Genomic DNA, 23,770 nt, shown 5'->3' with positions numbered 1-23,770 from the left:
CTGCGGCTGCCGTACTCCGGCGGCGCCTGGCGGCCCAGCGAGGTCATCAAGGGCCTGGACACCTCCGCGCGCCCCGACGCGGTCGCCGCCTCGGGCCGGCTCTTCGCCTTCACGCCCGGCACCCAGGCCGCCGCCGCGCTCGACGGCGACGCCGCCTCGCTGGAGGGCGACTGGGCCACCGCGCCCTTCACCGCGCCCACCGACGCGGCCCTGGGCGCCGCCGCCTCCGCGCACACCCTGGAGCTGTACTCCAGGACGCCGTCGGGCACCCTCACCCGCACCACGGCCCACATCTGACGCGATCCGGCCCGCCCGGCACCGGATCGCGGGCCCTCCCGGCGGCCGGCGGGCTCCCGGCCGGGGCGGGTCCGCTCGACCAGCCGGTAGGCTGGAGCCGTGGCGATCGTCGATGTTTCCGAAGAGCTGAAGTCCCTGTCCTCGACCATGGGGTCGATCGAGGCCGTCCTCGACCTCGACCGGATGCGGGCCGACATCGCCGCGCTGGAGGAGCAGGCCGCGGTGCCGTCCCTGTGGGACGACCCGGAGAACGCGCAGAAGATCACCAGCCGGCTCTCCCACCTCCAGGCGGAGCTGCGCAAGGTCGAGGCGCTGCGCGGCCGGATCGACGACCTGTCCATCCTCTTCGAGCTGGCCGAGAGCGAGGACGACGCCGACGCGCAGACCGAGGCCGAGGCCGAGCTGGAGTCGGTGCGCAAGGCGCTGGACGAGATGGAGGTCCGCACCCTGCTGTCCGGCGAGTACGACGCCCGTGAGGCGCTGGTCAACATCCGCGCCGAGGCGGGCGGTGTCGACGCCGCCGACTTCGCGGAGCAGCTCCAGCGGATGTATCTGCGCTGGGCCGAGCGGCACGGCTACCCGACGGAGGTCTACGAGACCTCGTACGCGGAGGAGGCCGGCATCAAGTCGACCACCTTCACCGTCAAGGTCCCCTACGCCTACGGCACCCTCTCCGTCGAGCAGGGCACCCACCGCATGGTGCGGATCTCGCCCTTCGACAACCAGGGCCGCCGCCAGACGTCCTTCGCGGGCGTCGAGGTGCTGCCGGTCGTGGAGCAGTCCGACCACGTCGAGATCGACGAGTCCGAGCTGCGCGTGGACGTCTACCGCGCCTCGGGCCCCGGCGGCCAGGGCGTCAACACCACCGACTCCGCGGTCCGGATCACCCACATCCCGACCGGCATCGTCGTCTCCTGTCAGAACGAGCGCTCGCAGATCCAGAACAAGGCGAGCGCGATGAACGTCCTCCAGGCCAAGCTGCTGGAGCGGCGCCGCCAGGAGGAGCAGGCCCTGATGGACTCCCTCGGCAAGTCCGACGGCGGCAACTCCTGGGGCAACCAGATGCGTTCGTACGTCCTGCACCCGTACCAGATGGTCAAGGACCTGCGCACCGAGTACGAGGTCGGCAACCCGCAGGGCGTCCTCGACGGCGACATCGACGGCTTCATCGAGGCGGGCATCCGCTGGCGCAAGTCCCGCGAGAAGGCCACCGCGTAATCGGGAGAAGGCCACCGCGTGATACGGCCCCGCCGTACGGCCGTTGCCTTGATCCCATCTGTCTGCCGTGTCACAGACGTGTGCTGAAGTGCCGGGCAAGACGGGACAGTTGGGGCACTTTGCGCTTAATGACCTTGACGCTCCCGGTGAATGCCACAAAGGTGATGTCCGGCATGCGCGCGAAAGCGGCGTAATCGACCGTGCCCGCAGCGGCGCGTGCTTCAAGCCGACGTCTACCGGGGGTAGTTGAGACATGACCAAGCAGAGCACGAGGGTACGCGTCACGCGCGTGGCGGCCGTCGCGGTGATCGCGGCCGGTGCGTCCCTGACCGTGGCGGGGGCTGCTCAGGCGGCGGTGAGCAGCGACGCGCCGCCGTCGGCCGCCGCGGTGGTGGACCCGCCCACGACGGACCCGACGGACGAGCCGACCACGCCGCCGACCGACGAGCCGACCACGCCCCCGACGACGCCTCCCACGACGCCGCCGACCACGCCCCCCACCACCCCGCCGACGACGCCTCCCACGACGCCGCCGACCACTCCGCCCACCACGCCTCCGACGACCGCGCCCGGCTCCATCGCCGGTGTCAGCGGCGGCAGCGACGACGGCGGTCCGAGCGGTTCGCCGAGCCCCAGCGTCAGCCCGAGCGCGACGGGCAACAACAACACCTGCACCCTGACCGGTGACAGCGTCGACTGCGGGAACAACAACCCCGGCACCGACAACACCCAGCAGGTCCCGCAGAGCCAGACGACGCAGCAGCTCGCCGAGACCGGCTCCGACGGCACCACGTACATGCTCATCGGCGCCGCAGCCCTTGTGGCGGGCGGCGTCGGCTTCAAGCTGGCCCCGCGCCTGAAGGAGCGCCGCGACGCCTCCTGAGGCGCCGCGCGACCGCACCTGACGCGCACGACGAAGGGCCCGGAACGCGATGCGTTCCGGGCCCTCCGTGCTGTCTCAGCTCGCCCACTCGTGAATGTGACGTACCTCTCACGTATTTCTCACGTGCCGCCCGCGGGACTGCTCTACGCGGTCGCGTGCTCCACCACGAGCACCACCGTCAGCAGGGCCACGAGCAGGGCTATCAAGGTCGCGGGGGAGATGTTGGACCAGGGATTCTCCCGCTCCAGGCGGGCGCGGTTCGCCCGGCAGACGGGGCAGCGGCCCTCGCTCACCGGACCCGCGCAGTTGGCGCACACCAGCCGGTCGCACGTCATGCGATCTCCTCCTCGTCCGGTGAACGCCCCGGGAGGCCGAAGTGTTCCTTGTTCCACTGTGCCAGCTTCCGCCGGATTCGGCGCGGCCCCCGGTGGACCGGCGGCCCGTACGGCGGCTCCGGCGGGGTCCGCGAGAGCGGCGCGGGCGGGGGAGCGGACCTCCGGTGGCGGCCGGCCGCGCTGAGGTGTAAGGGGTCAATGACGGGTTTGTCCGCGTGTGCCCTGTGGGCAAGCCCACCAACCCTCCCCGGCGACTGCGCACCCCTGGCTCGGTCGCGTAGTGTCGCCCCCACATCCCCTGTCCACCCGTCCCCGCAAACCTGGTGCGAACGTGATCCGATTCGACAGCGTCACCAAGACCTACCCCAAGCAGAACCGTCCTGCACTTCGGGACGTCTCGCTGGAGATCGAGAAGGGTGAGTTCGTCTTCCTGGTGGGCTCGTCCGGCTCGGGAAAGTCGACCTTCCTGCGGCTGATCCTGCGCGAAGAGCGCACGGACACGGGAATGGTGCACGTCCTCGGCAAGGACCTCAACCGGCTGTCGAACTGGAAGGTGCCGCAGATGCGGCGCCAACTCGGCACCGTGTTCCAGGACTTCCGGCTGCTGCCCAACAAGACGGTCGCGGAGAACGTGGCGTTCGCCCTCGAAGTGATCGGCAAGGCCCGCGGCACCATCCGCAAGACCGTGCCCGAAGTGCTCGACCTGGTCGGCCTCGCGGGCAAGGAGGACCGGATGCCCGGCGAGCTGTCCGGCGGTGAGCAGCAGCGCGTCGCCATCGCCCGCGCCTTCGTCAACCGGCCCATGCTGCTGATCGCGGACGAGCCGACCGGAAACCTCGACCCGCAGACCTCGGTCGGCATCATGCGCCTGCTGGACCGGATCAACAGGACCGGCACGACCGTGGTGATGGCCACCCACGACCAGAACATCGTCGACCAGATGCGCAAGCGCGTCATCGAGTTGGAGAAGGGGCGGCTGGTGCGCGACCAGTCGCGCGGTGTCTACGGCTACCAACACTGAGAGCCGCGCGTACGGCGTACGTACTGCCGTACAGCAGTAGTCACCACCCCCCTGAAAGGACAACCAGAGACCATGCGCGCCCAGTTCGTCCTGTCGGAGATCGGCGTAGGACTCCGCCGCAATCTCACCATGACCTTCGCGGTGATCATCTCCGTCGCGCTCTCCCTCGCCCTGACCGGTGGCGCCCTGCTGGCCAACAAGCAGGTCAAGTCCATGAAGGGCTACTGGTACGACAAGGTCCAGGTCACCATCTACATGTGCAACAAGGGCGACGCGTCGACGACGCCCAGTTGCGCCAAGGGCGCCGTCACCGACGACCAGAAGGCCCAGATCAAGGCCGACCTGGAAAAGCTCCCGATCGTGGAGAAGGTCTACTTCGAGAACGCCGAGCAGGCGTACAAGCACTACCAGGAGCAGTTCAAGAGCTCCCCGCTCGCGGCCTCGATCACCCCGGACCAGATGCAGGAGAACTACCGGGTCAAACTCAGGGACCCGACGAAGTTCACCGTCGTCGCGAGCGCCTTCGACGGGCGTCCGGGGGTGCAGTCCGTTGAGGATCAACGGGCCGTGCTGAAGAACCTCTTCTCGCTGCTGAACGGTATGACGCTGGCCGCCTGGGTGGTGCTGGCCTTCATGCTCACCGTCGCGATGCTGCTGATCGTGAACACCGTGCGCGTGTCCGCCTTCAGCCGCCGCAGAGAGACCGGCATCATGCGGCTGGTCGGCGCCTCCAGCTTCTACATCCAGATGCCGTTCATCATGGAGGCGGCCTTCGCCGGACTCGTGGGCGCGGGGCTGGCGTGCGGAATGCTGCTCGGCGGCCGGTACTTCATGATCGACGCGGGTCTGAAGCTCCAGGAGAAGATCCCGCTGGTCTCCTTCCTCGGCTGGGACTCGGTCGTCGCGGTGCTGCCGCTGGTGCTGCTGATCGGCGTCGTGATGCCGTCGATCGCCGCCTTCATCGCGCTGCGCAGGTATCTGAAGGTCTGACGCCCGCGGGCCGGGCCCGGCCGTCGCGCCGGGCCCATCGCGGGGCCGTACGGCGGGGGACGGGTCCCAGGGGGGCGGTGTACCGGGTTGCGGATCATGCCCCGCCGAGGTAGCGGCAACTATCCGTATGCCGCCCGTTTCTGTCCTAGACTTCCGGCCATGTCCGGCCCGTCGCTGTTCGGGACGCCCCGCCGCTTGCGCCGCGGGGCCACTCTGACGTTGGTGTTCAGCACTCTGCTGGCCACCGGTGCGGCGGCCAGCGGACTCACCGCGCCGGACGCCCGGACCGCCGCCCGCGCCACCCGTATCGCCGCCGCGCCGGTCGCCGACGGGCGGCAGGACGACGGCAAGCCGCCGGCCCCGGCCCACGGCGGCGAGCCCGCACCGTCGTCCCCCGCGGCCTCCGAGACCCCGACGGGCTCGCGGGCGAAGCCGGACGGGACGAACGGCGACCACGTCGACACCGGCCGGATCGCCGAGGAGATCCAGGACGGCAAGGTCGGCCCGCTCGCCGCCGCGAAGCTCGTCAGCCGCAGCGGCGACCGCTGGTCGTCCTTCTACACCGCCCGCGAGTACGCGGGCCTCCAACAGGCGCTCGACGGCCGCTACGTCGGCGTCGGCCTGTCCGTGCGGCGGATCGACGACGGCCGGATCCAGATCGCCCGCGTCCAGCCCGGCAGCCCCGCCGACCGCGCGGGCCTGCGCGAGGGCGACCTGCTGGCCACCATCGGCCCGGTCAAGTGCACCGGCCTCGCGGTCACCGAGGTCGTCGCGGACCTGCGCGGCGACAACGTCCCCGGCAGCGTCGTACAGCTGGGAGTCCAGCGGGCGCAGCGTAGTTGGACGGTCACGGTACGTCGCGCCACGCTCGACACCGACGCCGTCACCGTGACGCGGTCCGCCGACGCGCCCACGGTCGTCAAGATCGACGCCTTCACGCTCGGCGTCGGCGACCAGGTGCGCGACGCGGTACGGGACTCCGAGCACGGCGTGCTGCTCGACCTGCGCGGCAACTCCGGCGGCCTGGTCACCGAGGCGGTCGCGGTGGCCTCCGCCTTCCTCGACGGCGGCCTCGTCGCCACCTACGACGTCCACGGCGAGCAGCAGGCCCTCTACGCGGCCGAGGGCGGCGACACCACCGTCCCGCTGGTCATCCTGGTCGACGGCGGCACGATGAGCGCCGCGGAACTGCTCACCGGCGCCCTCCAGGACCGCGGCAGGGCCGTCGTCATCGGCTCGCGCACCTTCGGCAAGGGCTCGGTCCAGATGCCCAGCACGCTGCCCGACGGGTCGGTCGCCGAGCTGACCGTCGGCCACTACCGGCTGCCGGACGGGCGCAGTGTGGACGGGCGCGGCATCGACCCCGATGTGACCGTCCCCTCCGGTGAGGACCCGCTCGCCGAGAGTCACGAGGTATTCGCTGGCCTCGGACCCCCCTCCTAGTGGGACAATGGCCCGGTTATGGCAAAAGAGACGGGTCGCAAACTGATCGCGCAGAACAAGAAGGCGCGGCACGATTACCTCATCCTGGACACCTTCGAGGCCGGGCTCGTGCTGACCGGCACCGAGGTCAAGTCCCTGCGCCAGGGACGCGCCTCCCTGGTGGACGGCTTCGCGCAGCTCGACGGCGGCGAGGCGTGGCTGCACAACGTGCACATCCCGGAGTACACCCAGGGCACCTGGACCAACCACTCCGCGCGCCGCCGCCGCAAGATGCTGCTGCACCGCGCCGAGATCGAGAAGCTGGTCCACAAGACCCAGGAGACCGGGCACACGATCGTGCCACTCGCCCTGTACTTCAAGGACGGCCGCGCCAAGGTCGAAATCGCCCTGGCCAAGGGCAAGAAGGAGTACGACAAGCGGCAGACCCTGCGCGAGAAGCAGGACCGCCGCGAGTCCGACCGCGCCATCTCGGCCGTGCGCCGCAAACAGCGCGGCTGAGCCGCCCCCGGCCGCCGGCCTCGACGCGCCCGGGGGAGACGCGGGTGACACGACGTCACGACGTCGGCTTGCCCTGAAACGACGAAACGGCACCCTCCCGAAGGAGGGTGCCGTTGTCACATGGGGTGGTGGAGATGGCGGGAATCGAACCCGCGTCCTGTGGTGCGGAATCAGGGCTTCTCCGAGCGCAGTCCGCTGTGCTTTTCTCGGCCCCGGCTGTCACGCGGACAAGCTGCCGACGGGCTCAGTCACTGTTTGATTTCCTTCTGAGGCCCGTGACCGGCCCTAGAAGTTTAGATCCCTTGATGATGCCAGGATCCGGGTCGGGATCACCCCCGGGCTGACACTTCGCAAGTCGCTACTTAGGCAGCGAGGGCGAAGGAATCGCGCTTGGTGTTGGCGATTATTGGTTGCGACATATGGTTAACGAGATCATTGCCGCTTCCTCGGCTCGCTTCCCCTGCTTCGACATCCCCAGTCGAAACCGATCATCCCCATGTTGATTTTTCAAGGTGCACCACCCGAGGGTGGCGGCTGGTTCCATCGTACGGGATCAACGGTCACACGGGCCAGCGCATTCCCCCGTGGGTGTCCCGGCGCACGCCCGGGAGCAAGCGCGCGGCCACCCGGCCGTCACCGGGGAGGGGGCGGCGGCGCGGGTGGCGCCGTTGTGCCACGTCACATCCGTGCCACCGGAAACGGGTGACACACCCTCCGGCCCCACCGGATTCTTTCCAGCATCGCGTGCACATGCATGGAAAGGGGCTGGACCGATGAGACGAACCCGCTTCGCGGCGGTCGTGTCGACAGGGCTGATCCTGGCCGTCTCCGCCGCCGTACCCACCGCGGCCGTCGCCGTACCCGGCGCCGAACCCGTACCGACATCGGGCGCACAGCCGGGGACAACCCCCGACAGCACCGCCACGGTTCGGCTGATCACCGGCGACCGGGTGCGGGTGACGACGACCGCGGACGGCCGGCACACCGCCTCCGTCGAGCCGGGCGCCGGACGGGAGCGCGTCGTCTTCCACACCTCGGACGCCGACGGGCGGCTGACCGTGCTGCCGTCGGACGCCGACCCCCTCGTACGGTCGGGGCGGCTTGACCGGCGGCTGTTCGACGTGACGGCGCTGGTGGAGCAGCGGTACGACGAGGAGCACCGGGCCTCGCTGCCGCTGATCGTCGCGGGGTCCGGGGGAGCGGCGGCCGACCGGCTGACCGCGCTGGCCGCGCCCGGCGCCCCCACCCATGACCTGGGCAGCATCGGGGCCCACTCCCTCACCGTCCCCGACGCGAAGCTCGCCGCCTTCTGGCAGCAGATCGTGCCCGCGGGAACGGACACCGGGAAGACCGGCACCGCGGCGGCCGGCACCGGGCCGGCCGACACCGTGAAGGCCGCCGCCGTCCCGAAGATCTGGCTCGACGGCCGGGTCCGGGCGGCGGCGGACAGCATGGACCAGATCGGCGCGCCCCCGCTGTGGAAGGCGGGATACGAGGGCGCGGGCGTCAAGGTCGCGGTGCTGGACACCGGCGTCGACCAGACCCACCCCGATCTCAAGGACCGCGTCGCGAAGGCCGAGGACTTCACCGAGAGCCCGACCGGCACCGGCGACCACTTCGGACACGGTACGCACGTGGCGTCCATCGTCGGCGGTACGGGAGCGGCCTCTGGCGGTGCCCGCAAGGGCGTCGCCAAAGCCGCGAACCTGCTGGTCGGCAAGGTCCTCGGGGACGACGGCTACGGCTACGACTCGCAGGTCATCGCGGGCATGCAGTGGGCGGCCGACCAGGGCGCCAAGGTCGTCAACATGAGCCTGGGCGCCGACGACGAGAGCGACGGCACCGACCCGATGAGCCTGGCGCTGAACGAGATCAGCGAGGCCAGCGGCACCCTCTTCGTCGTCGCGGCGGGCAACAACGGCGAGAACGGGCAGCGGACCGTGGGCATCCCGGGCGTCGCCGACGACGCGCTGACCGTCGGCGCGGTCGACGGCAAGGACGCGCTGGCGAACTTCTCCAGCCGCGGCCCGCGCTACGGCGACGGCGCCGTCAAGCCCGATGTCACCGCGCCCGGCGTGGACATCGTGGCGGCCCGCGCGAGCGGCACGACGCTCGGCGACCCGGTCGACCCGTACTACGTCAGCCTGTCGGGGACGTCGATGGCGACCCCGCATGTGGCGGGCGCCGCGGCCCTGTTGGCGCAGCGGCACCCGGACTGGACCGCGCGCCAACTCAAGGACGCGCTGATCAGCACCGCGCACACCGTGGACGGGCAGGCCGTGACCGACCAGGGCGGCGGCCGGATCGACGTGTCGGCGGCGGCGCTCGGCACGCTCACCGCGACCGGCACCGTCTTCCTCGGCGACATCCACGCGACCGACCCGAAGGCCACCTACCCGGTCACGTACACCAACACCTCCGCCGCGCCGGTCACGTTGACGCTGGGCCTGGCGCTCAGGACGTCGGGCGGCCGGGCGGTGAACGCGGGCGCGGTACGGATCGGCGACGGTTCCGCCGCCGCCACGAAGGTCACCGTCCCCGCCCACGGCACCGCCCGCGCCGACCTCACCCTCGACCCGGCCAAGGTGACGTACGGCTCCTACTACGGCTATCTGACGGCGACACCGGCCGGGGGCACGGCGGGAGCGGCCGTCCACACCACGCTCGGCCTGGTCGCCCACGGCCCGCTGCACACCCTGACCGTCACCGCCTACGACGCGCACGGCGCTCCGGCCCACCCCACCATCAGCATCTGGGGCGCGAGCGGTCTGCTGTACCCGTCGGGCGACAGCAAGGGCACCTCCGCCTCCGACCTCGAAGAGGGCACGTACCAAGTCCGCGCGTCCTTCCAGGAGATGACGGACGACGGCATGGAGGAACGGCTGGTCGTGCTGCCCGAGGTGAGGCTCACCAAGGACACGGCCGTGACCGTGGACGCCCGCAGGACCACGCAGGTCGAGATCCGTACGCCGCGGCCCGCCGAACAGAGCGGCATCCCCTACTACCAGACGTACCGTCAGATCGAGGGCAGGGGCCTCACCGAGAGCGAGGAGTTCTTCACCGGCATCCTCAGCAAGCTCTACGTCAGCCCCACCGCGAAGGTCACCGACGGCGACTTCGAGTTCTCCTCCCGCTGGCAGCTCGCCGCGCCGCAGCTCACCACCGAGGCGCCGGGCACGGGACTGAGGCTGAAGAGCTACTACACCTCGTACTCACCGCTCTTCGACAGCAAGGGCGTGAATCTGACGGCGGTCGACGCGGGCTCCCTGGAAGCGCCGGACTTCAGCGGGGCGCGCGGCAAGCTGGCCGTCGTCCGCAACGAATCCGGCGAGGGAGAAAGGGAGTTGGCGGCAGCCGCGGCCAAGGCGGGCGTGCGCGGACTGATGATCGTGCACTTCTCCGACTTCGGCTGGACCCGCTGGTACCCGACCGGCGAGCGCAACGCGGTGCCGACGATACGGATCGGGAAGGCGGCCGGTGACGCGCTGCTGGCGCGACTGGCGAAGAAGCCGGTGAAGACCGTCACCGTACGGATCGGCGGCACGGCGGTCAGCCCGTATCTGTACGACGTGTTCCAGACGTCCACGCAGCAGATCCCGCAGCGCGTCGTCCACACCGTCACCGCCGCCAACAGCGCGGTGATCAGGACGACGTACGCCGAGAACGGCGGCGCCCCGTGGGCCGCTGAGCAGCGCTTCGCGTGGCGGCCGTACCAGAACTTCGCGTGGGAGGCGACGCGGAACGTGCCGACGGGCGTGACGCGTACCGAGTACGTCAGCGCCAACGGCACCTGGTGGATGCACCGGGTCAACCAGGAGACCACCTTCGACATCGACCAGCCGCTGCTGGCCGGCATGGTCGACACGACCACCACCTACCGGGCGGGCAAGCAGCCCGACCAGGCGTGGCAGCAGGCCGTGGTGCGGCCGTCGATCCCGCGCGGCACGCGCAACCCGAGCGTGCGCAACGGCGACGTACTCGACCTGCGCATACCGGAGTTCACCGACTCCGGCGCCGGACACTGGGCACGCGCGGCGGTCGGCGGCGACTTCGGCGGCTTCGGCACGGCGGCCGGTACGAGCCCGGCCTCCGGCACGCGTACGTCCTCCGGCACGAGCGGCGCGCAGGACGCCCCCGTCGAGGGCGACTCCGCCAAGGCGACGCTCTTCCGCGACGGCCGGCGGATCGCCGCCGCCGACTCCCCGTGGGCCGACCTCGAAGTGCCCGCGGGCACCGCCGACTACCGCCTGGACGTGGCGACTTCACGGGTCTCCCCGGAGTGGCGCTACGCCACCGACACCAGCACCTCGTGGTGGTTCCGCTCCGGCACCGCGGCGCGACCGACGCTGCTGCCGCTGCTCCAGGTCGACTACGCGGTACCGGTCGACGCCTGGAACGCGGTGCGCAAGGGCAGTTCGCACACCGTGGGTCTCACCGTCCGCGCCCAGGACGGGGCGGCCGTGCCGACCGGCGTGAAGGTCGAGGTCCAGGCGTCGTACGACGACGGGCGGACCTGGACCGGCGCGCGCGTGGACGGCCGAGGTCACAACACCTTCGACGCCCGGCTCACCAAGTCGGCCCGCTCCAGGGGCGATGCGTACGTGACGCTGCGGGTCACCGCGCGCGACGCCGCGGGCGACCAGGTGCGGCAGACCGTACGCCGCGCGTATCTGTGGCGGGGGTGAACGGGCACGTGAGCCGGTGGCGCTGATCCGACGCCACCTCGACAGCCGGGGCGAGCGGGCCAGTGGGGTGCCCGCTCGCCCCGGCGCGTGGTCCCGGCGCGCGTGGTTCCGGTACGTGGTTCCGGCGCGTGCTCCCGGCACGGGCTTCGCCGGGCCGCGGTGGTGATCTCCGCTCGTAGTACGGTGGCTGCTCACCCAGCCCCCGTACCCGCGAGGAGGGTGCCATGGCCCTGGAGGCCGCCGGGATCACCGACGCCGAAGAGGCCGCGTACCGGCTGCTGGTGACGATGGACAGCGCCTCGGCGCGGGAGATCGCGGAGTACTCGGGCCTGAGCCCGGACACCGCGCTGTCGGCGCTGACCGGTCTCGTCGCCAAGGCCATGGCCAGCGCCTCCGACGGCCGGCCGCCGCGCTACCGGGCCTACCCGCCGGATGTGGCGCTGCTGCCGCAGCTCAAGCACCGGGCCGACGCCCTGGACCTGGCGCGCTCGGCGGCGGCCGACCTGCTGGAGAGCTACCGGGCCACCGCGCGCCGCCGGGACGCCGGGCTGCTGATCGAGGTCATCACCGGGGCGGAGGCGCTGCGCCAGCGGCTGCGGCAGATCCAGGCGGACGCGCGCGACGAGATGCTGTGGTTCTGCAAGGCGCAGTACGTGGCGATGCCGTCGGGCAGCAACACCGCCGAGTTCGACGCGCTGGAGCGCGGGGTCCGCTACCGGGTGCTCTACGAACGGGACTTCTTCGACGACGAGAGCGCCGTCGGCAACATCGCGGCGGCCGTGCGGAAGGGCGAGATCGCCCGCGCCGTCCCGCACCTCCCGCTGCGGCTGGCCGTCGCCGACCGCTCGGTGGCGATCTTCCCCCTGGTCCCCGGCGGCCCGCACGGCAGCCCCGAGGAACCGTCCACCGCGCTGGTCCGCGACAGCAGCCTCCTCGACGCGCTCATCGCGCTCTTCGAGCGCTACTGGGAGGACGCCGTACCGCTGCACGTCGACGCCTCGGGCGCGGTCACCGGCGCGGCCGACGTCGGCCCCGCGGACCCGTTGTCGTCCACCGACCGGCGGCTGCTGTCGCTGATGGTCGCCGGGGTCGCGGACAAGGCGATAGCCACCCAGATGAACCTCAGCCGCCGCACCCTCCAGCGGCGCGTGCAGAGCATGATGGAACTGGCGGGCGCCACCACCCGCACCCAGCTCGCCTGGCAGGCGGCCCGCCGCGGCTGGCTCTGAGACCCGGCCCCGGCACCAAGACCTGACACCCAGCCCCGACTCCCCCCCCACGAGGGCCGGCGCACAGCCTGGCGCGGGCGCGGGTGAGCGCATGGTTGCGCTCGTGTCACCTCGGGGCGCGGGGCGGTCATGCGGCCGTTTCCAGCGTCGGGCCCGACAGTCCACCCCCGCCTTCGTCTCCTTCCCCGCCTTCGTTCTCCTTCCTCGCCGCCTCCGCGCTCTGTTACGCCGTCACGTGGGCCGTATACCTGCGGCGACCGGCGCGGGCGGCGGGCGGGGCCGGGCGGACGGCGCCTGCCGGGACCGCCGTCCGCGCGCGGGTGTGAGCGGCGGAGGCGTCCGTAACATCCGGGTCATCCCGGTGAATCGACCCCGTCACCCCGTCTTGGGACGATGCGGCTCCGGCGGGGTGGCCGGGAGGGCGGCGGCGGATCAGGGACGGTCCGCCCGCCGTCCGGCACGCGTAACTCCAGCAAAAGTGGGGCGGAGCCATGCAGGCGCAGGCGACCAGGAACAGCGATCCGGGCCGGGGCGGCGGGGTGCCGCCCCTGGCCGGGTTCACCGTCGGGGTGACGGCGGCCCGCAGAGCCGACGAGCTGGCCGCGCTGCTGGAGCGGCGCGGCGCGGTCGTGCTGCGGGCGCCCGTCCTGCGCATCGTGCCGCTGCCCGACGACACCGAACTGCTGGAGACCACCAGGCGACTCGTCGCCGACGCACCCGACATCGTGGTCGCCACCACCGCGATCGGCTTCCGCGGCTGGATCGAGGCCGCCGACGGCTGGGGCCTGGGCGAGGCGCTGCTGCGCAGGCTCGGTGCGGTCGAACTCCTCGCCCGCGGGCCCAAGGTGCGCGGCGCGGTGCGCGCGGCCGGGCTGCGCGAGGCGTGGTCACCGGCCTCGGAATCGATGGCCGAGGTCCTGGAACGCCTGCTGGAGCAGGGAGTCGAGGGCCGCACCGTCGCCGTCCAGCTGCACGGCGAGCCGCTGCCCGGCTTCATCGAGTCGCTGCGGGCGGCCGGGGCGACCGTCGTGGCGGTGCCGGTCTACCGCTGGATGCCGCCCGAAGACCTCGGGCCCGTCGACCGGTTGCTCGACGCCGTCCTGTCCCGGTCGGTCGACGCGCTGAGCTTCACCAGCGCCCCGGCCGCCGCCTCCTTCCTCGACCGGGCCCGGCAGCGCGGCCGTTGCGACGCACTCCTCGCGGCGCTCCGCCATGACGTCATGACCGCCTGCGTCGGCCCGGTCACCGCGCTGCCGCTCCAGGGCCACGACGTGCCCACCCGGCACCCCGAACGCTTCAGGCTGGGACCGCTGGTGCAGCTCATCGCCAGCGAACTGCCCGGCCGCGTAAGGCCGTTGCCCGTGGCCGGGCACCATGTCGAGATCCGCGGGCACGCCGTCGTCGTGGACGGGACGCTGCGGCCGGTGCCGCCCGCGGGCATGGCCCTGCTGCGGGCGCTGGCCCGCCGCCCCGGCTGGGTCGTCGCCCGCGGCGACCTGCTGCGCGCCCTGCCCGGCTCCGGCCGCGACGAACACGCCGTCGAGACCGCGATGGCCCGGCTCCGTACCGCACTCGGCGCCCCCCAGCTGATCCAGACCGTCGTCAAACGCGGCTACCGGCTCTCCCTCGACCCGCACGCGGACGACAAATACGGCTCGGCGCCGTAAGCCGGTCAGGCGAGCGCGGCCACAGCGGTCCTGACACGCCCTAGACCCCGCGACGGCCGCCGGGCACCCTGGGGGGAAGGTGACGGGCGGGCGGGAAGGCGGCTGACCATGAGTGGAACGAGCCCGCTACGGTTCGACACCGGCCGGCTGTGTCTCGATCTCGTCGCCACCCGCACCGGCCGCCCCGAGCGGGAGCGGCTCGGCACGCCCGACCGGCTGGCGGCGTGGCTGTACGGGACCGGCCTGGTGCCGCGCGCGCCCGGGGAGGCGGCGCGGCCGGACCTCGCCGTGGACGACGGCTGGCTGAGCGGATTCCGCGGCCTGCGCGCCGTCGTCTGCCGGGTCGTGACCGCCGAGGTCGCCGGTGAGCGGCCCGCCGCCGCCGACATCGCCGAGCTGAACGCGACGGCGCTGGCCGCCCCGCCCGCCCCGCGCGCGGTCACCGGCGAGGGCGGCGCCCTGATCCGTACGCTGGCCGCGCCCCCGGAGCCCGCGGGACTGCTCGCGGCCGTCGCCCGCGACGCCGTCGCGCTGCTGACCGACCCGCTGGCCCGTACGCAACTGCGCCGCTGCGAGGGCGAGAACTGCTCGCTGGTCTACCTCGACACCTCCCGCGGCCGGCGCCGCCGCTGGTGCAGCAGCGAGATCTGCGGAAACCGCGAGCGCGTCGCCCGGCACCGCCGTCGCACCACCACGCGCGGGACTCTCACCTCGCCCCAGGGCTGACCCGCCGGGGTCCCCGGCCCGCCGGAAAACTGACCGCGCCTCAGACCCGACCGCACGGCGGAGTGTGCAGAAGCCCGCAGGTCGCGTACGGTTGCAGGCTGCCCCACGTGCCCCGTCACGTACGTGGGCGGCGCATGACGCAATGAAGAAGGGGGTCCTGCGTGGCCGCGCAGACCACAGCCCACCTGGGGGTCCGGGATCAGGAGATCGCCGTCGAGCAGGCGCATCTGGACCGGGTGTACCACCGCCTCGAAGAGAAGATCGACGAAGCCGAGTTCCTGATGAAGGACGCCGCCCAGCGCGGCCACGTCGGCACGCCGGGCGCGCTCGCCGAACGCGACGCGCAGGTCTTCCGCGCGGGGGTCCACCTCAACCGGCTGAACAGCGAGTTCGAGGACTTCCTCTTCGGCCGGATCGACCTGCTGCGGGGCAAGGACGGCAAGAAGGGCGCCGACGGCGCCTTCACCTCCGTCGAACCCGCCGACGACGCCGTCCGCGAGGACCGGACCGCCGACATCGCCGAGACCCTGCACATCGGCCGGATCGGTGTCCTGGACAGCGAGTACGCGCCGCTGGTCATCGACTGGCGGGCCCCGGCCGCCGCGCCCTTCTACCGCTCCACCCCGGTCGCGCCGGGGCGCGTGGTGCGCCGCCGGGTGATCCGCTCCAAGGGCCGCAAGGTGCTCGGCGTCGAGGACGACCTGCTGCGCCCCGAGCTGACCACCGGGCTGCCGGTCGTCGGCGACGGCGCCCTGATGGCGGCCCTCGGCCAGGCCCGCAGCCACACCATGCGGGACATCGTGGCGAGCATCCAGGCCGAGCAGGACATGGTGATCAGGGCGCCCGCCGCGTCCGTCACCGAGGTGACCGGCGGCCCCGGCACCGGCAAGACCGCGGTCGCCCTGCACCGGGCCGCGTACCTGCTCTACCAGGACCGGCGGCGGTACGCGGGCGGCATCCTGTGCGTCAGCCCGACCCCGCTGCTGGTGTCGTACACCGAGGGCGTGCTGCCGTCGCTCGGCGAGGAGGGCCAGGTCGCGATCCGCGCCGTCGGCTCGCTGGTCGACGGCGTCTCCGCCGATCTGTACGACGAGCCCGCGGTCGCCCGGATCAAGGGCTCGCTGCGGATGCAGAAGGTGCTGCGCAACGCGGCCCGCGGCGCGCTCGACCTGACGCCCGGCCGCCCGGCGACGCTGCGCGTGGTCGCCTTCGGCCGCCGCGTGGAGCTGTCCGAGCAGGAACTGGCGGGCATCCGCCACAACACCCTCGGCGGCACCGCGCCCGTCAATCTGCTGCGCCCGCGCGCCCGCCGCCTGCTGCTGGACGCGCTGTGGCGCAAGACCGGCCGCCGCTTCGACGATCCGGAGCTGGCCGCGGAGGAACGTCAGGGCTTCGACGAGGACATCAGCACCGAGCAGGACTTCACCGACTTCCTCGACGCCTGGTGGCCGGTGCTCCAGCCGCGCGCCGTGCTGGCCGCGCTCGCCGACGAGAAGCGGCTGGCCCGCTGGGCGCGCCGGGTGCTGTCCCCGCCGGAGGTCCGCCGGGTGGCGCGCTCGCTGCGCAGGACCGGCGCCACCGCGCACGACGTGGCGCTGCTGGACGAACTCGACACGCTGCTCGGCCCGGTGCCGCGCCCCAAGCGCCGCGAGGCGGACCCGCTGGACCAGCTCACCGGCCTGGACGAGGTCACGACCTTCGCCGACCGGCACGACGCGGGCCGCCGCAGCCGAGCCGAGCGGCTGGACGAGGAGCGCACCGAGTACGCGCACGTCATCGTGGACGAGGCGCAGGACCTGACGCCGATGCAGTGGCGGATGGTCGGGCGCCGCGGCCGTACGGCCACCTGGACGATCGTCGGCGACCCGGCGCAGAGTTCCTGGACGGACGTGGACGAGGCGGCGCGGGCGCGCGACGAGGCGCTCGGCACCCGGCCCCGGCGGCGCTTCACCCTCACCGTCAACTACCGCAACCCCGCCGAGATCGCGGAGGTCGCCGCCACCGTGCTGGCGCTCGCCATGCCCGGCATGCAGTCGCCGCGCGCCGTGCGCTCCACCGGTGTCCTGCCGCAGTACGCGGTCGCGGGCGACGACCTCGGCGCGGACGTACGCCGGTGCGCCGCGCGGCTGTTGGAGGAGGTCGACGGCACGGTCGGCGTCGTCGTCGCCATGAACCGCCGCGCCCAGGCCCGCGGTTGGCTCGAAGGGCTCGGCGAGCGCGTCGTGGCGCTCGGCAGCCTGGAGGCCAAGGGCCTGGAGTACGACGCCACGCTCGTGGTGTCCCCCGCCGAGATCGCGGAGGAGTCGCCCGCGGGGCTGAGGGTGCTGTACGTGGCCCTGACGCGGGCGACGCAACGCCTGATGGTCCTCGCGGCCCAGGGCGATCTGCCGGACGCCGAGGGAGTGCCGGACCTGCTGCGCCCCTGACCGGGCGCCGGGGTCCGACAACGGGTCCTGGCACGGGTCCGGGAAGCGGCTCCTGGCACGGGTCCGAAAACGCCGTGGGCGCCCCCTCCGGAAGAGGGGGCGCCCACGTGACGTTCACGACACCGGCCCGCCATGCTCGCCTCGCGGCAAGTGGGCGCTCGAAGCGCCTAAGGTTGGGCCCGGGGGCTTGGATCGAACCGGTGCCGTACTCAGGCTAACAAACGGCTACGGGAACCTCTTCCCGGCGGACGAAAATCTCTTCTTCGGTCCACCCGGTTGCGCCGCTCCCGCATCGCGGAAGTATTCTTCCAATCTTCACCCCACGCGGGTTTACGCGTACCCGTCGGTAGGTGCAACGATCGACGGGCAGCACCACCAGCAGCAGAGGAACCGGAAGAAGGTCCGTCATGGCAACGGCGCCAAGCGTCTCGTACTCGATCACGGTACGGCTGGAGGTCCCCGCCAGCGGGACCGCGGTCAGCCAGCTCACCACCGCGGTGGAGTCCTCGGGCGGTTCGGTCACCGGCCTGGACGTCACCGCGTCGGGCCACGACATGCTCCGCATCGACGTCACCGTCGCCGCCAGCTCCACCGCGCACGCCGACGAGATCGTCGGCAAGCTCCGCGGCATCGAGGGCGTCGCCGTGAGCAAGGTCTCCGACCGTACGTTCCTCATGCACCTCGGCGGCAAGATCGAGATGCAGTCCAAGCACCCGATCCGCAACCGTGACGACCTCTCCATGATCTACACCCCCGGCGTCGCCCGGGTCTGCATGGCCATCGCGGAGAACCCCGAGGACGCCCGCCGCCTGACCATCAAGCGCAACAGCGTGGCCGTCGTCACCGACGGCTCCGCCGTCCTCGGCCTCGGCAACATCGGCCCGAAGGCCGCGCTGCCGGTCATGGAGGGCAAGGCGGCCCTCTTCAAGCGCTTCGCCGGCATCGACGCCTGGCCGCTGTGCCTCGACACCCAGGACACCGACGAGATCGTGGCGATCGTCAAGGCCATCGCCCCCGGCTTCGCGGGCATCAACCTGGAGGACATCTCCGCGCCGCGCTGCTTCGAGATCGAGGCCCGGCTGCGCGAGGCGCTGGACATCCCGGTCTTCCACGACGACCAGCACGGCACCGCCATCGTGGTGCTCGCCGCGCTCACCAACGCGCTGCGCGTGGTCGGCAAGCAGATCGGCGACGTACGCGTCGTCATGTCCGGCGCGGGCGCGGCCGGTACGGCCATCCTCAAGCTGCTGCTGGCCGCCGGAGTGAAGCACGCGGTGGTCGCCGACATCCACGGCGTGGTGCACTGCGACCGCGACGACCTGGTGGAGGCGTCGCCGGACTCGCCGCTGCGCTGGATCGCCGACAACACCAACCCCGAGGGCGTCAGCGGCACCCTGAAGGAGGCCGTGACCGGCGCCGACGTCTTCATCGGCGTCTCCGCGCCCAACGTCCTGGACGGTACGGACGTGGCGCGGATGGCGGACGGCGCGATCGTCTTCGCGCTCGCCAACCCCGACCCCGAGGTGGACCCGGGCGTGGCCCGCGAGACCGCCGCCGTGGTCGCCACCGGGCGCAGCGACTTCCCCAACCAGATCAACAACGTCCTGGTCTTCCCCGGCGTCTTCCGCGGCCTGCTGGACGCCCAGTCCCGCACCGTGAACACCGAGATGATGCTGGCCGCCGCGCACGCCCTCGCGGACGTGGTGGGGGAGGGCGAGCTGAACGCCAACTACATCGTCCCCAGCGTCTTCAACGACAAGGTCGCGGGCGCGGTCGCCGACGCCGTACGCGACGCGGCCAAGGCGCAGGGACCGGCGGTGGCCGCCGCGGCGACCGCGCCGGGGGCGGTCTGACAATCCGTCCGACAAACGGATTCGATGCGTCGACCATGTGACGACAATCCGTCATCCCCGTGGTGTCCCCGTGCAATCGCATCGTTTTTTGTGCGACTCGCGCGGTCGGTGGATTGGCTTTCCCCCCATATATGGGGGCAGGATGCACACCTGGGCAGTGAGGCACACAGCAACAGCTTCGAGCTCGCGCCCCCATGGCAGAAAGAACACGGGAGTACAGATATGAACCGCAGTGAGCTGGTGGCCGCTCTGTCCGAGCGCGCCGAGGTGACCCGCAAGGACGCCGACGCCGTACTGGCCGCGTTCGCTGAGACCGTCGGTGAGATCGTGGCCAAGGGCGACGAGAAGGTCACCATCCCCGGCTTCCTGACCTTCGAGCGCACCCACCGTGCCGCTCGGACCGCGCGTAACCCGCAGACCGGTGAGCCGATCAACATCGCGGCCGGCTACAGCGTGAAGGTTTCGGCGGGCTCCAAGCTCAAGGAAGCCGCCAAGGGCAAGTAATCACATCGCCAAAGGGCGGCTTCTCCCGGGGGAGAAGCCGCCCTTTCGCATGGGGCGGCCCGCACGACAGCGGTACGCCGGGCCGCACGGCGGGCGTACGGCTGCCGTACGCCCGCCGTACCGCTCAGGAAGCGACCGCGCCCGCGGGCTCGGGCAGCTCGATGTGGGCGCCCAGGCCCTCCAGCTTGGCGAGGAAGTTCTCGTAGCCCCGGTTGATCAGGTCGATGCCGTGCACGCGCGAGGTGCCCTGCGCGGCCAGCGCCGCGATCAGGTACGAGAAGCCGCCGCGCAGGTCGGGGATGACCAGGTCGGAGCCCTGGAGCTTGGTCGGGCCCGACACGACCGCGGAGTGCAGGAAATTGCGCTGCCCGAAGCGGCAGGCGGAACCGCCCAGGCACTCGCGGTAGAGCTGGATGTGCGCGCCCATCTGGTTGAGCGCGGAGGTGAAGCCGAGCCGGGACTCGTACACCGTCTCGTGCACGATGGACAGCCCCGACGCCTGGGTGAGCGCCACCACCAGCGGCTGCTGCCAGTCGGTCTGGAAACCGGGGTGCACGTCGGTCTCCAGCGCGATGGCGTTGAGCGGGCCGCCCGGGTGCCAGAAGCGGATGCCGTCGTCGTCCACCTCGAAGGCCCCGCCGACCCGGCGGAAGGTGTTGAGGAAGGTCATCATCGACCGCTGCTGGGCGCCGCGGACGTAGATGTTGCCCTCGGTGGCCAGCGCCGCGCTCGCCCAGGAGGCGGCTTCGAGGCGGTCGGGGAGGGCCCGGTGGTTGTAGCCGCCGAGCTTGTCGACGCCGGTGATCCGGATCGTCCGGTCGGTGTCCATCGAGATGATCGCGCCCATTTTCTGCAGGACGCAGATCAGGTCCTCGATCTCCGGCTCGACCGCCGCGTTGGACAGCTCCGTGACGCCCTCGGCCAGCACCGCGGTGAGCAGCACCTGTTCGGTCGAGCCGACCGACGGGTACGGCAGCCGGATCTTGCAGCCGCGCAGCCGCTGCGGCGCCTCCAGGTACTGGCCGTCGGCGCGCTTCTCGATCGTGGCGCCGAACTGCCGCAGCACGTCGAAGTGGAAGTCGATCGGCCGGCCGCCGATGTCGCAGCCGCCCAGGCCCGGGATGAAGGCATGGCCGAGCCGGTGCAGCAGCGGGCCGCAGAACAGGATCGGGATCCGGGAGGAGCCCGCGTGGGCGTCGATGTCGGCCACGTTGGCGCTCTCGACGCGCGTCGGGTCGAGGACCAGCTCGCCCGGTTCCTCACCGCTCTGCACCGTCACGCCGTGGAGCTGGAGCAGCCCGCGTACGACGCGTACGTCACGGATGTCGGGGACATTGCGGAGTCTGCTCGGTCCGCTGCCGAGCAGGGCGGCGACCATGGCCTTGGGCACGAGGTTCTTCGCACCGCGGACACGGATCTCGCCCTCGAGGGGGGTTCCGCCATGAACAAGCAGTACATCGGCGATGTCGGTCATGGATCTCGCGATCTTCGGAACGGTTGGTACGGGGGAGGCCGGGCGCGGCCGGGGTGCTCGCCGCGCGGAGCGCAGGAAGAAATGGTAATGCGCCTACTGACCCGTCCCGGCTGCCGTGAACCTCGGCCAGTGTCATGACTTCGCTACAGCGCGGTGCGTGGCGGACCGCACACCGTCCGCTGCCGCGCGCGCCGTACCGCGTGTCGCGCCGTACCTGCGGATGTCCGGGAGTGGCGGTTGCCGCTCCGCCCAGCGGGTTTGTGCGGGATCATGTGTCCCATGACCGAGGTGTCCTCGCTCACCGGAAGACTGCTCGTCGCCACGCCGGCGCTCGCCGACCCCAACTTCGACCGGGCGGTGGTGCTCCTCCTCGACCACGACGCGGAGGGGTCGCTCGGCGTCGTCCTGAACCGGCCCACGCCGGTCGGCGTCGGCGACGTCCTGCTGCCCTGGGCGCCGCTGGCGGGCGCGCCCCCGGTGGTCTTCCAGGGCGGCCCGGTCTCGCTGGACTCCGCGCTGGGCCTGGCCGTGGTGCCGGGCGACGTCCGCGAGGGCGAGGACGCGGACCCGCTGGGCTGGCGGCGGGTGCACGGCGCGATCGGCCTGGTCGACCTGGAGGCGCCGCCCGAACTGCTCGCCGCCGAGCTGGGCTCGCTGCGGATCTTCGCCGGATACTCCGGCTGGGGGCCCGGCCAGCTGGAGAAGGAACTGGTCGGCGGCGCCTGGTACGTGATCGAGTCCGAGCCGGGCGACGTGTCCTCGCCCGATCCCGAACAACTGTGGCGCTCGGTGCTGCGCAGGCAGCGCAATGAGCTGGCCATGGTGGCCACGTATCCCGACGATCCGTCTCTCAACTAGTCTTGAGTCTTATGAGCACTCTTGAGCCCGAGCGCGGGGCGGGCACCGGCACTCTGGTCGAGCCGACCCCGCAGCTCTCCCATGGTGACGGCGACCACGAGCGCTACGCGCACTATGTCCAGAAGGACAAGATCATGGCGAGCGCGCTGGAAGGCACGCCCGTCGTCGCGCTCTGCGGCAAGGTCTGGGTCCCGGGACGCGATCCGAAGAAGTACCCGGTCTGCCCGATGTGCAAGGAGATCTACGAGGGCATGCCGCTGGGCGGCGGGGACAAGGACAAGTCCGGCAAGGGCAGCGGCGGCAAGAGCTGACGTCCGCGCTCCTCGCCGGCGGAAACAGGGGCGGACGTGGACAGCGGTCAGGGTGACGACGGCGCGTTCGGCGCGGCGGACGCGCCCGGCGACGACGACGCGAGCGACGGCGAGCGGGTGCACTCGCTCGTCGCGCAGAGCCGGTTCGCCGAGGCGCACGCCCTCGTCAGCGATGCCTTCGTGGAGCGCAACGGCAGCGCGGGCTACCTGCTGCGCGCCTGGATCCTCGCGCAGGAGAAGCGGCGCCCCGAGGCCCGCGAGTCGGTCGACTGGGCACTGGCGCTCGCCGGGCCCGCGGAGGCGGCCGACGTCTTCGTGCTGGCCGGGGTCGTGCTGCTCTCGCTGGACGAGCCGCACGCGGCGCTGACCGTCGCGCTGCGGGCCACCGGCGCCGACCCCGACGGCTGGGAGCCGTCGGTGCTGCTCTCCGACGTCTACCGGCGGCTCGGCCGGGTGCCCGACGCGGTGGCCGCCGCCCGCCGCGCGGTCGCGCTCGCCCCGCAGGAGGCCGAGGCGCAGGTCGCGCTGGCCCGTTCGCTGACCTCGGGGCGCGGGCTGCTCGGCCGGGTGCCCAAGCGGCACCGCGCCGAGCACCAGAGCGCGGTGGAGCGGGCGCTGATGCTCGGCGCCGACCCCAGCCAGCTCACCGCGCCGCGCGGCGGGGCACTGGCCGGGATCATCGCCGTGGCCCTGCTGGTGGGCGTGCAGCTCTTCCGGATCGCGACCGGTGACGTGTGGCAGATCATCGCCACCGCCGCCGGGGCCGCGGCGGCCCTGGTCCTGATCGTGGTCCTGCTGACGGTGGCGGGGCGCCGCTCCGGTACGCCGCTGCCCGCCCGGCTGCGGGGCATCCGTGCCACCGTCCGTACGGAGCTGGCCGCCGATCCCTGGCTGCGGCGGGTCCGGGAGATCAACGCCGTCGCCGTACTCCCGCTGGTGCCGCTGGTCACCACCGTGCTGCCCTGCGACAAGGAACGGCAGCGCGCGCCGTGGCCGCTGTGGGCGGTCTCCGCCGTGACCGCGGCCGGTCTGGCCGCCGTGGTCGTCGTCGGCCTCGCCGTCCGCTGGTGGTACGGCGGGCCTTTCGCCGAGCGCGCGTTCCTGCGGAGCTGGAACGGGCGTGTGCAGCTCGCGGCCGTGTTCGCGCTGCTGGGCGCCACCCTCGCCCTGGCCTCCGCCCCCGACGTGCCCCACTCCGCGTGGCAGGCCCTCACCATCGCCCACTTGGCGTGGCTGCTCCTCGGTGTGACCCTCACCGTGCTGCTGGCCGTGCGCGCCCAACGCGAGAGGGCGGCTGCCGCCTTCTAGCCTTTCCCGGGCCGGGTACGCGGTGCCCCGCTCCGGCAGCCCCC

At 72.2% G+C, this 23,770-nt stretch carries 18 protein-coding genes and 1 other RNA gene; 16 read left to right on the top strand and 3 right to left on the bottom strand.

Annotated features, from left to right (window positions below):
• The first annotated feature begins 396 nt into the window (after positions 1–396).
• Both prfB and ACIQCJ_RS31230 read left to right on the top strand, forming a co-directional pair.
• Positions 397–1,515: a peptide chain release factor 2 gene (gene prfB / locus ACIQCJ_RS31235; protein WP_355342958.1), complete on the top strand. Its 1,119-nt coding sequence runs from the start codon at positions 397–399 to the stop codon at positions 1,513–1,515.
• A gap of 253 nt (positions 1,516–1,768) precedes the next feature.
• Positions 1,769–2,398, top strand: a complete 630-nt coding sequence (locus ACIQCJ_RS31230; protein WP_402713189.1) for a hypothetical protein — start codon at positions 1,769–1,771, stop codon at positions 2,396–2,398.
• 143 nt (positions 2,399–2,541) lie between these two features.
• On the opposite strand, the gene ACIQCJ_RS31225 is transcribed toward ACIQCJ_RS31230, so the two are convergent.
• Entirely contained in the window at positions 2,542–2,733 is a 192-nt protein-coding gene (locus ACIQCJ_RS31225; protein WP_355342964.1) for a hypothetical protein, read from the bottom strand.
• A 331-nt stretch (positions 2,734–3,064) separates the two neighbouring features.
• Here ACIQCJ_RS31225 and ftsE point away from each other — a divergent pair, with 331 nt between their 5' ends.
• The 4 genes from ftsE to smpB all read left to right on the top strand — a co-directional run bounded on the left by ftsE (position 3,065) and on the right by smpB (position 6,685).
• On the top strand, positions 3,065–3,754 hold the full coding sequence (gene ftsE / locus ACIQCJ_RS31220; protein WP_188284086.1) for a cell division ATP-binding protein FtsE: 690 nt from the start codon (positions 3,065–3,067) through the stop codon (positions 3,752–3,754).
• A gap of 72 nt (positions 3,755–3,826) precedes the next feature.
• The gene (ftsX, locus tag ACIQCJ_RS31215) at positions 3,827–4,744 is read left to right on the top strand and encodes a permease-like cell division protein FtsX (RefSeq protein ID WP_188284085.1); all 918 of its coding nucleotides are present in this window, start codon (positions 3,827–3,829) and stop codon (positions 4,742–4,744) included.
• 159 nt (positions 4,745–4,903) lie between these two features.
• A complete protein-coding gene (locus ACIQCJ_RS31210; RefSeq protein WP_401304952.1) occupies positions 4,904–6,187 on the top strand; it encodes a S41 family peptidase in 1,284 nt (427 codons plus the stop codon).
• Positions 6,188–6,205: 18 nt separating this feature from the next.
• Positions 6,206–6,685, top strand: coding sequence for an SsrA-binding protein SmpB (gene smpB, locus ACIQCJ_RS31205; protein ID WP_355342970.1), 480 nt, complete (start codon positions 6,206–6,208; stop codon positions 6,683–6,685).
• Between the two features lie 126 nt (positions 6,686–6,811).
• Here smpB and ssrA read toward each other — a convergent pair.
• Positions 6,812–7,181: a transfer-messenger RNA gene (gene ssrA / locus ACIQCJ_RS31200) on the bottom strand.
• Positions 7,182–7,458: 277 nt separating this feature from the next.
• On the opposite strand from ssrA, the gene ACIQCJ_RS31195 reads away from it, so the two are divergent.
• The 7 genes from ACIQCJ_RS31195 (at position 7,459) to ACIQCJ_RS31165 (ending at position 19,775) form a co-directional block, all read left to right on the top strand.
• The gene (locus ACIQCJ_RS31195; RefSeq protein WP_402713188.1) at positions 7,459–11,370 is read left to right on the top strand and encodes a S8 family serine peptidase; all 3,912 of its coding nucleotides are present in this window, start codon (positions 7,459–7,461) and stop codon (positions 11,368–11,370) included.
• A gap of 224 nt (positions 11,371–11,594) precedes the next feature.
• Positions 11,595–12,599 carry a helix-turn-helix domain-containing protein gene (locus tag ACIQCJ_RS31190; protein ID WP_391117364.1) on the top strand — a complete coding sequence of 335 codons (1,005 nt, stop codon included), beginning with the start codon at positions 11,595–11,597 and terminating at the stop codon, positions 12,597–12,599.
• A gap of 491 nt (positions 12,600–13,090) precedes the next feature.
• On the top strand, positions 13,091–14,266 hold the full coding sequence (locus ACIQCJ_RS31185) for a uroporphyrinogen-III synthase (RefSeq protein ID WP_402713187.1): 1,176 nt from the start codon (positions 13,091–13,093) through the stop codon (positions 14,264–14,266).
• A gap of 108 nt (positions 14,267–14,374) precedes the next feature.
• The gene (locus ACIQCJ_RS31180; RefSeq protein ID WP_355342982.1) at positions 14,375–14,992 is read left to right on the top strand and encodes an ABATE domain-containing protein; all 618 of its coding nucleotides are present in this window, start codon (positions 14,375–14,377) and stop codon (positions 14,990–14,992) included.
• 161 nt (positions 14,993–15,153) lie between these two features.
• The gene (locus ACIQCJ_RS31175; RefSeq protein WP_402713186.1) at positions 15,154–17,418 is read left to right on the top strand and encodes a HelD family protein; all 2,265 of its coding nucleotides are present in this window, start codon (positions 15,154–15,156) and stop codon (positions 17,416–17,418) included.
• A 407-nt stretch (positions 17,419–17,825) separates the two neighbouring features.
• Positions 17,826–19,271 carry a malic enzyme-like NAD(P)-binding protein gene (locus tag ACIQCJ_RS31170; protein WP_391047160.1) on the top strand — a complete coding sequence of 482 codons (1,446 nt, stop codon included), beginning with the start codon at positions 17,826–17,828 and terminating at the stop codon, positions 19,269–19,271.
• Between the two features lie 222 nt (positions 19,272–19,493).
• Positions 19,494–19,775 (top strand): HU family DNA-binding protein, encoded by a 282-nt coding sequence (locus ACIQCJ_RS31165; protein ID WP_355342991.1) that lies wholly within the window; start codon positions 19,494–19,496, stop codon positions 19,773–19,775.
• A gap of 124 nt (positions 19,776–19,899) precedes the next feature.
• Here the strand turns inward: ACIQCJ_RS31165 and murA are convergent, their stop codons facing one another.
• The gene (gene murA / locus ACIQCJ_RS31160) at positions 19,900–21,249 is read right to left on the bottom strand and encodes a UDP-N-acetylglucosamine 1-carboxyvinyltransferase (protein ID WP_391047158.1); all 1,350 of its coding nucleotides are present in this window, start codon (positions 21,247–21,249) and stop codon (positions 19,900–19,902) included.
• 279 nt (positions 21,250–21,528) lie between these two features.
• Here murA and ACIQCJ_RS31155 point away from each other — a divergent pair, with 279 nt between their 5' ends.
• From ACIQCJ_RS31155 to ACIQCJ_RS31145, 3 genes are read left to right on the top strand one after another with little or no spacing between them, the layout of a single operon-like run.
• Positions 21,529–22,107, top strand: coding sequence for a YqgE/AlgH family protein (locus ACIQCJ_RS31155; RefSeq protein WP_402713185.1), 579 nt, complete (start codon positions 21,529–21,531; stop codon positions 22,105–22,107).
• 11 nt (positions 22,108–22,118) lie between these two features.
• Positions 22,119–22,418, top strand: coding sequence for a DUF3039 domain-containing protein (locus tag ACIQCJ_RS31150; protein WP_093716639.1), 300 nt, complete (start codon positions 22,119–22,121; stop codon positions 22,416–22,418).
• A 36-nt stretch (positions 22,419–22,454) separates the two neighbouring features.
• Complete coding sequence (locus tag ACIQCJ_RS31145; protein WP_355343000.1) at positions 22,455–23,726, top strand: hypothetical protein; 1,272 nt, start codon at positions 22,455–22,457, stop codon at positions 23,724–23,726.
• Positions 23,727–23,770: the final 44 nt, after the last annotated feature.

It is taken from the genome of Streptomyces sp. NPDC093221, assembly GCF_044753885.1.
Lineage (GTDB): Bacteria > Actinomycetota > Actinomycetes > Streptomycetales > Streptomycetaceae > Actinacidiphila.
The sequence above is the reverse complement of the archived record's forward strand: the minus strand, read 5'-3'. Positions and strand labels throughout refer to the sequence as shown.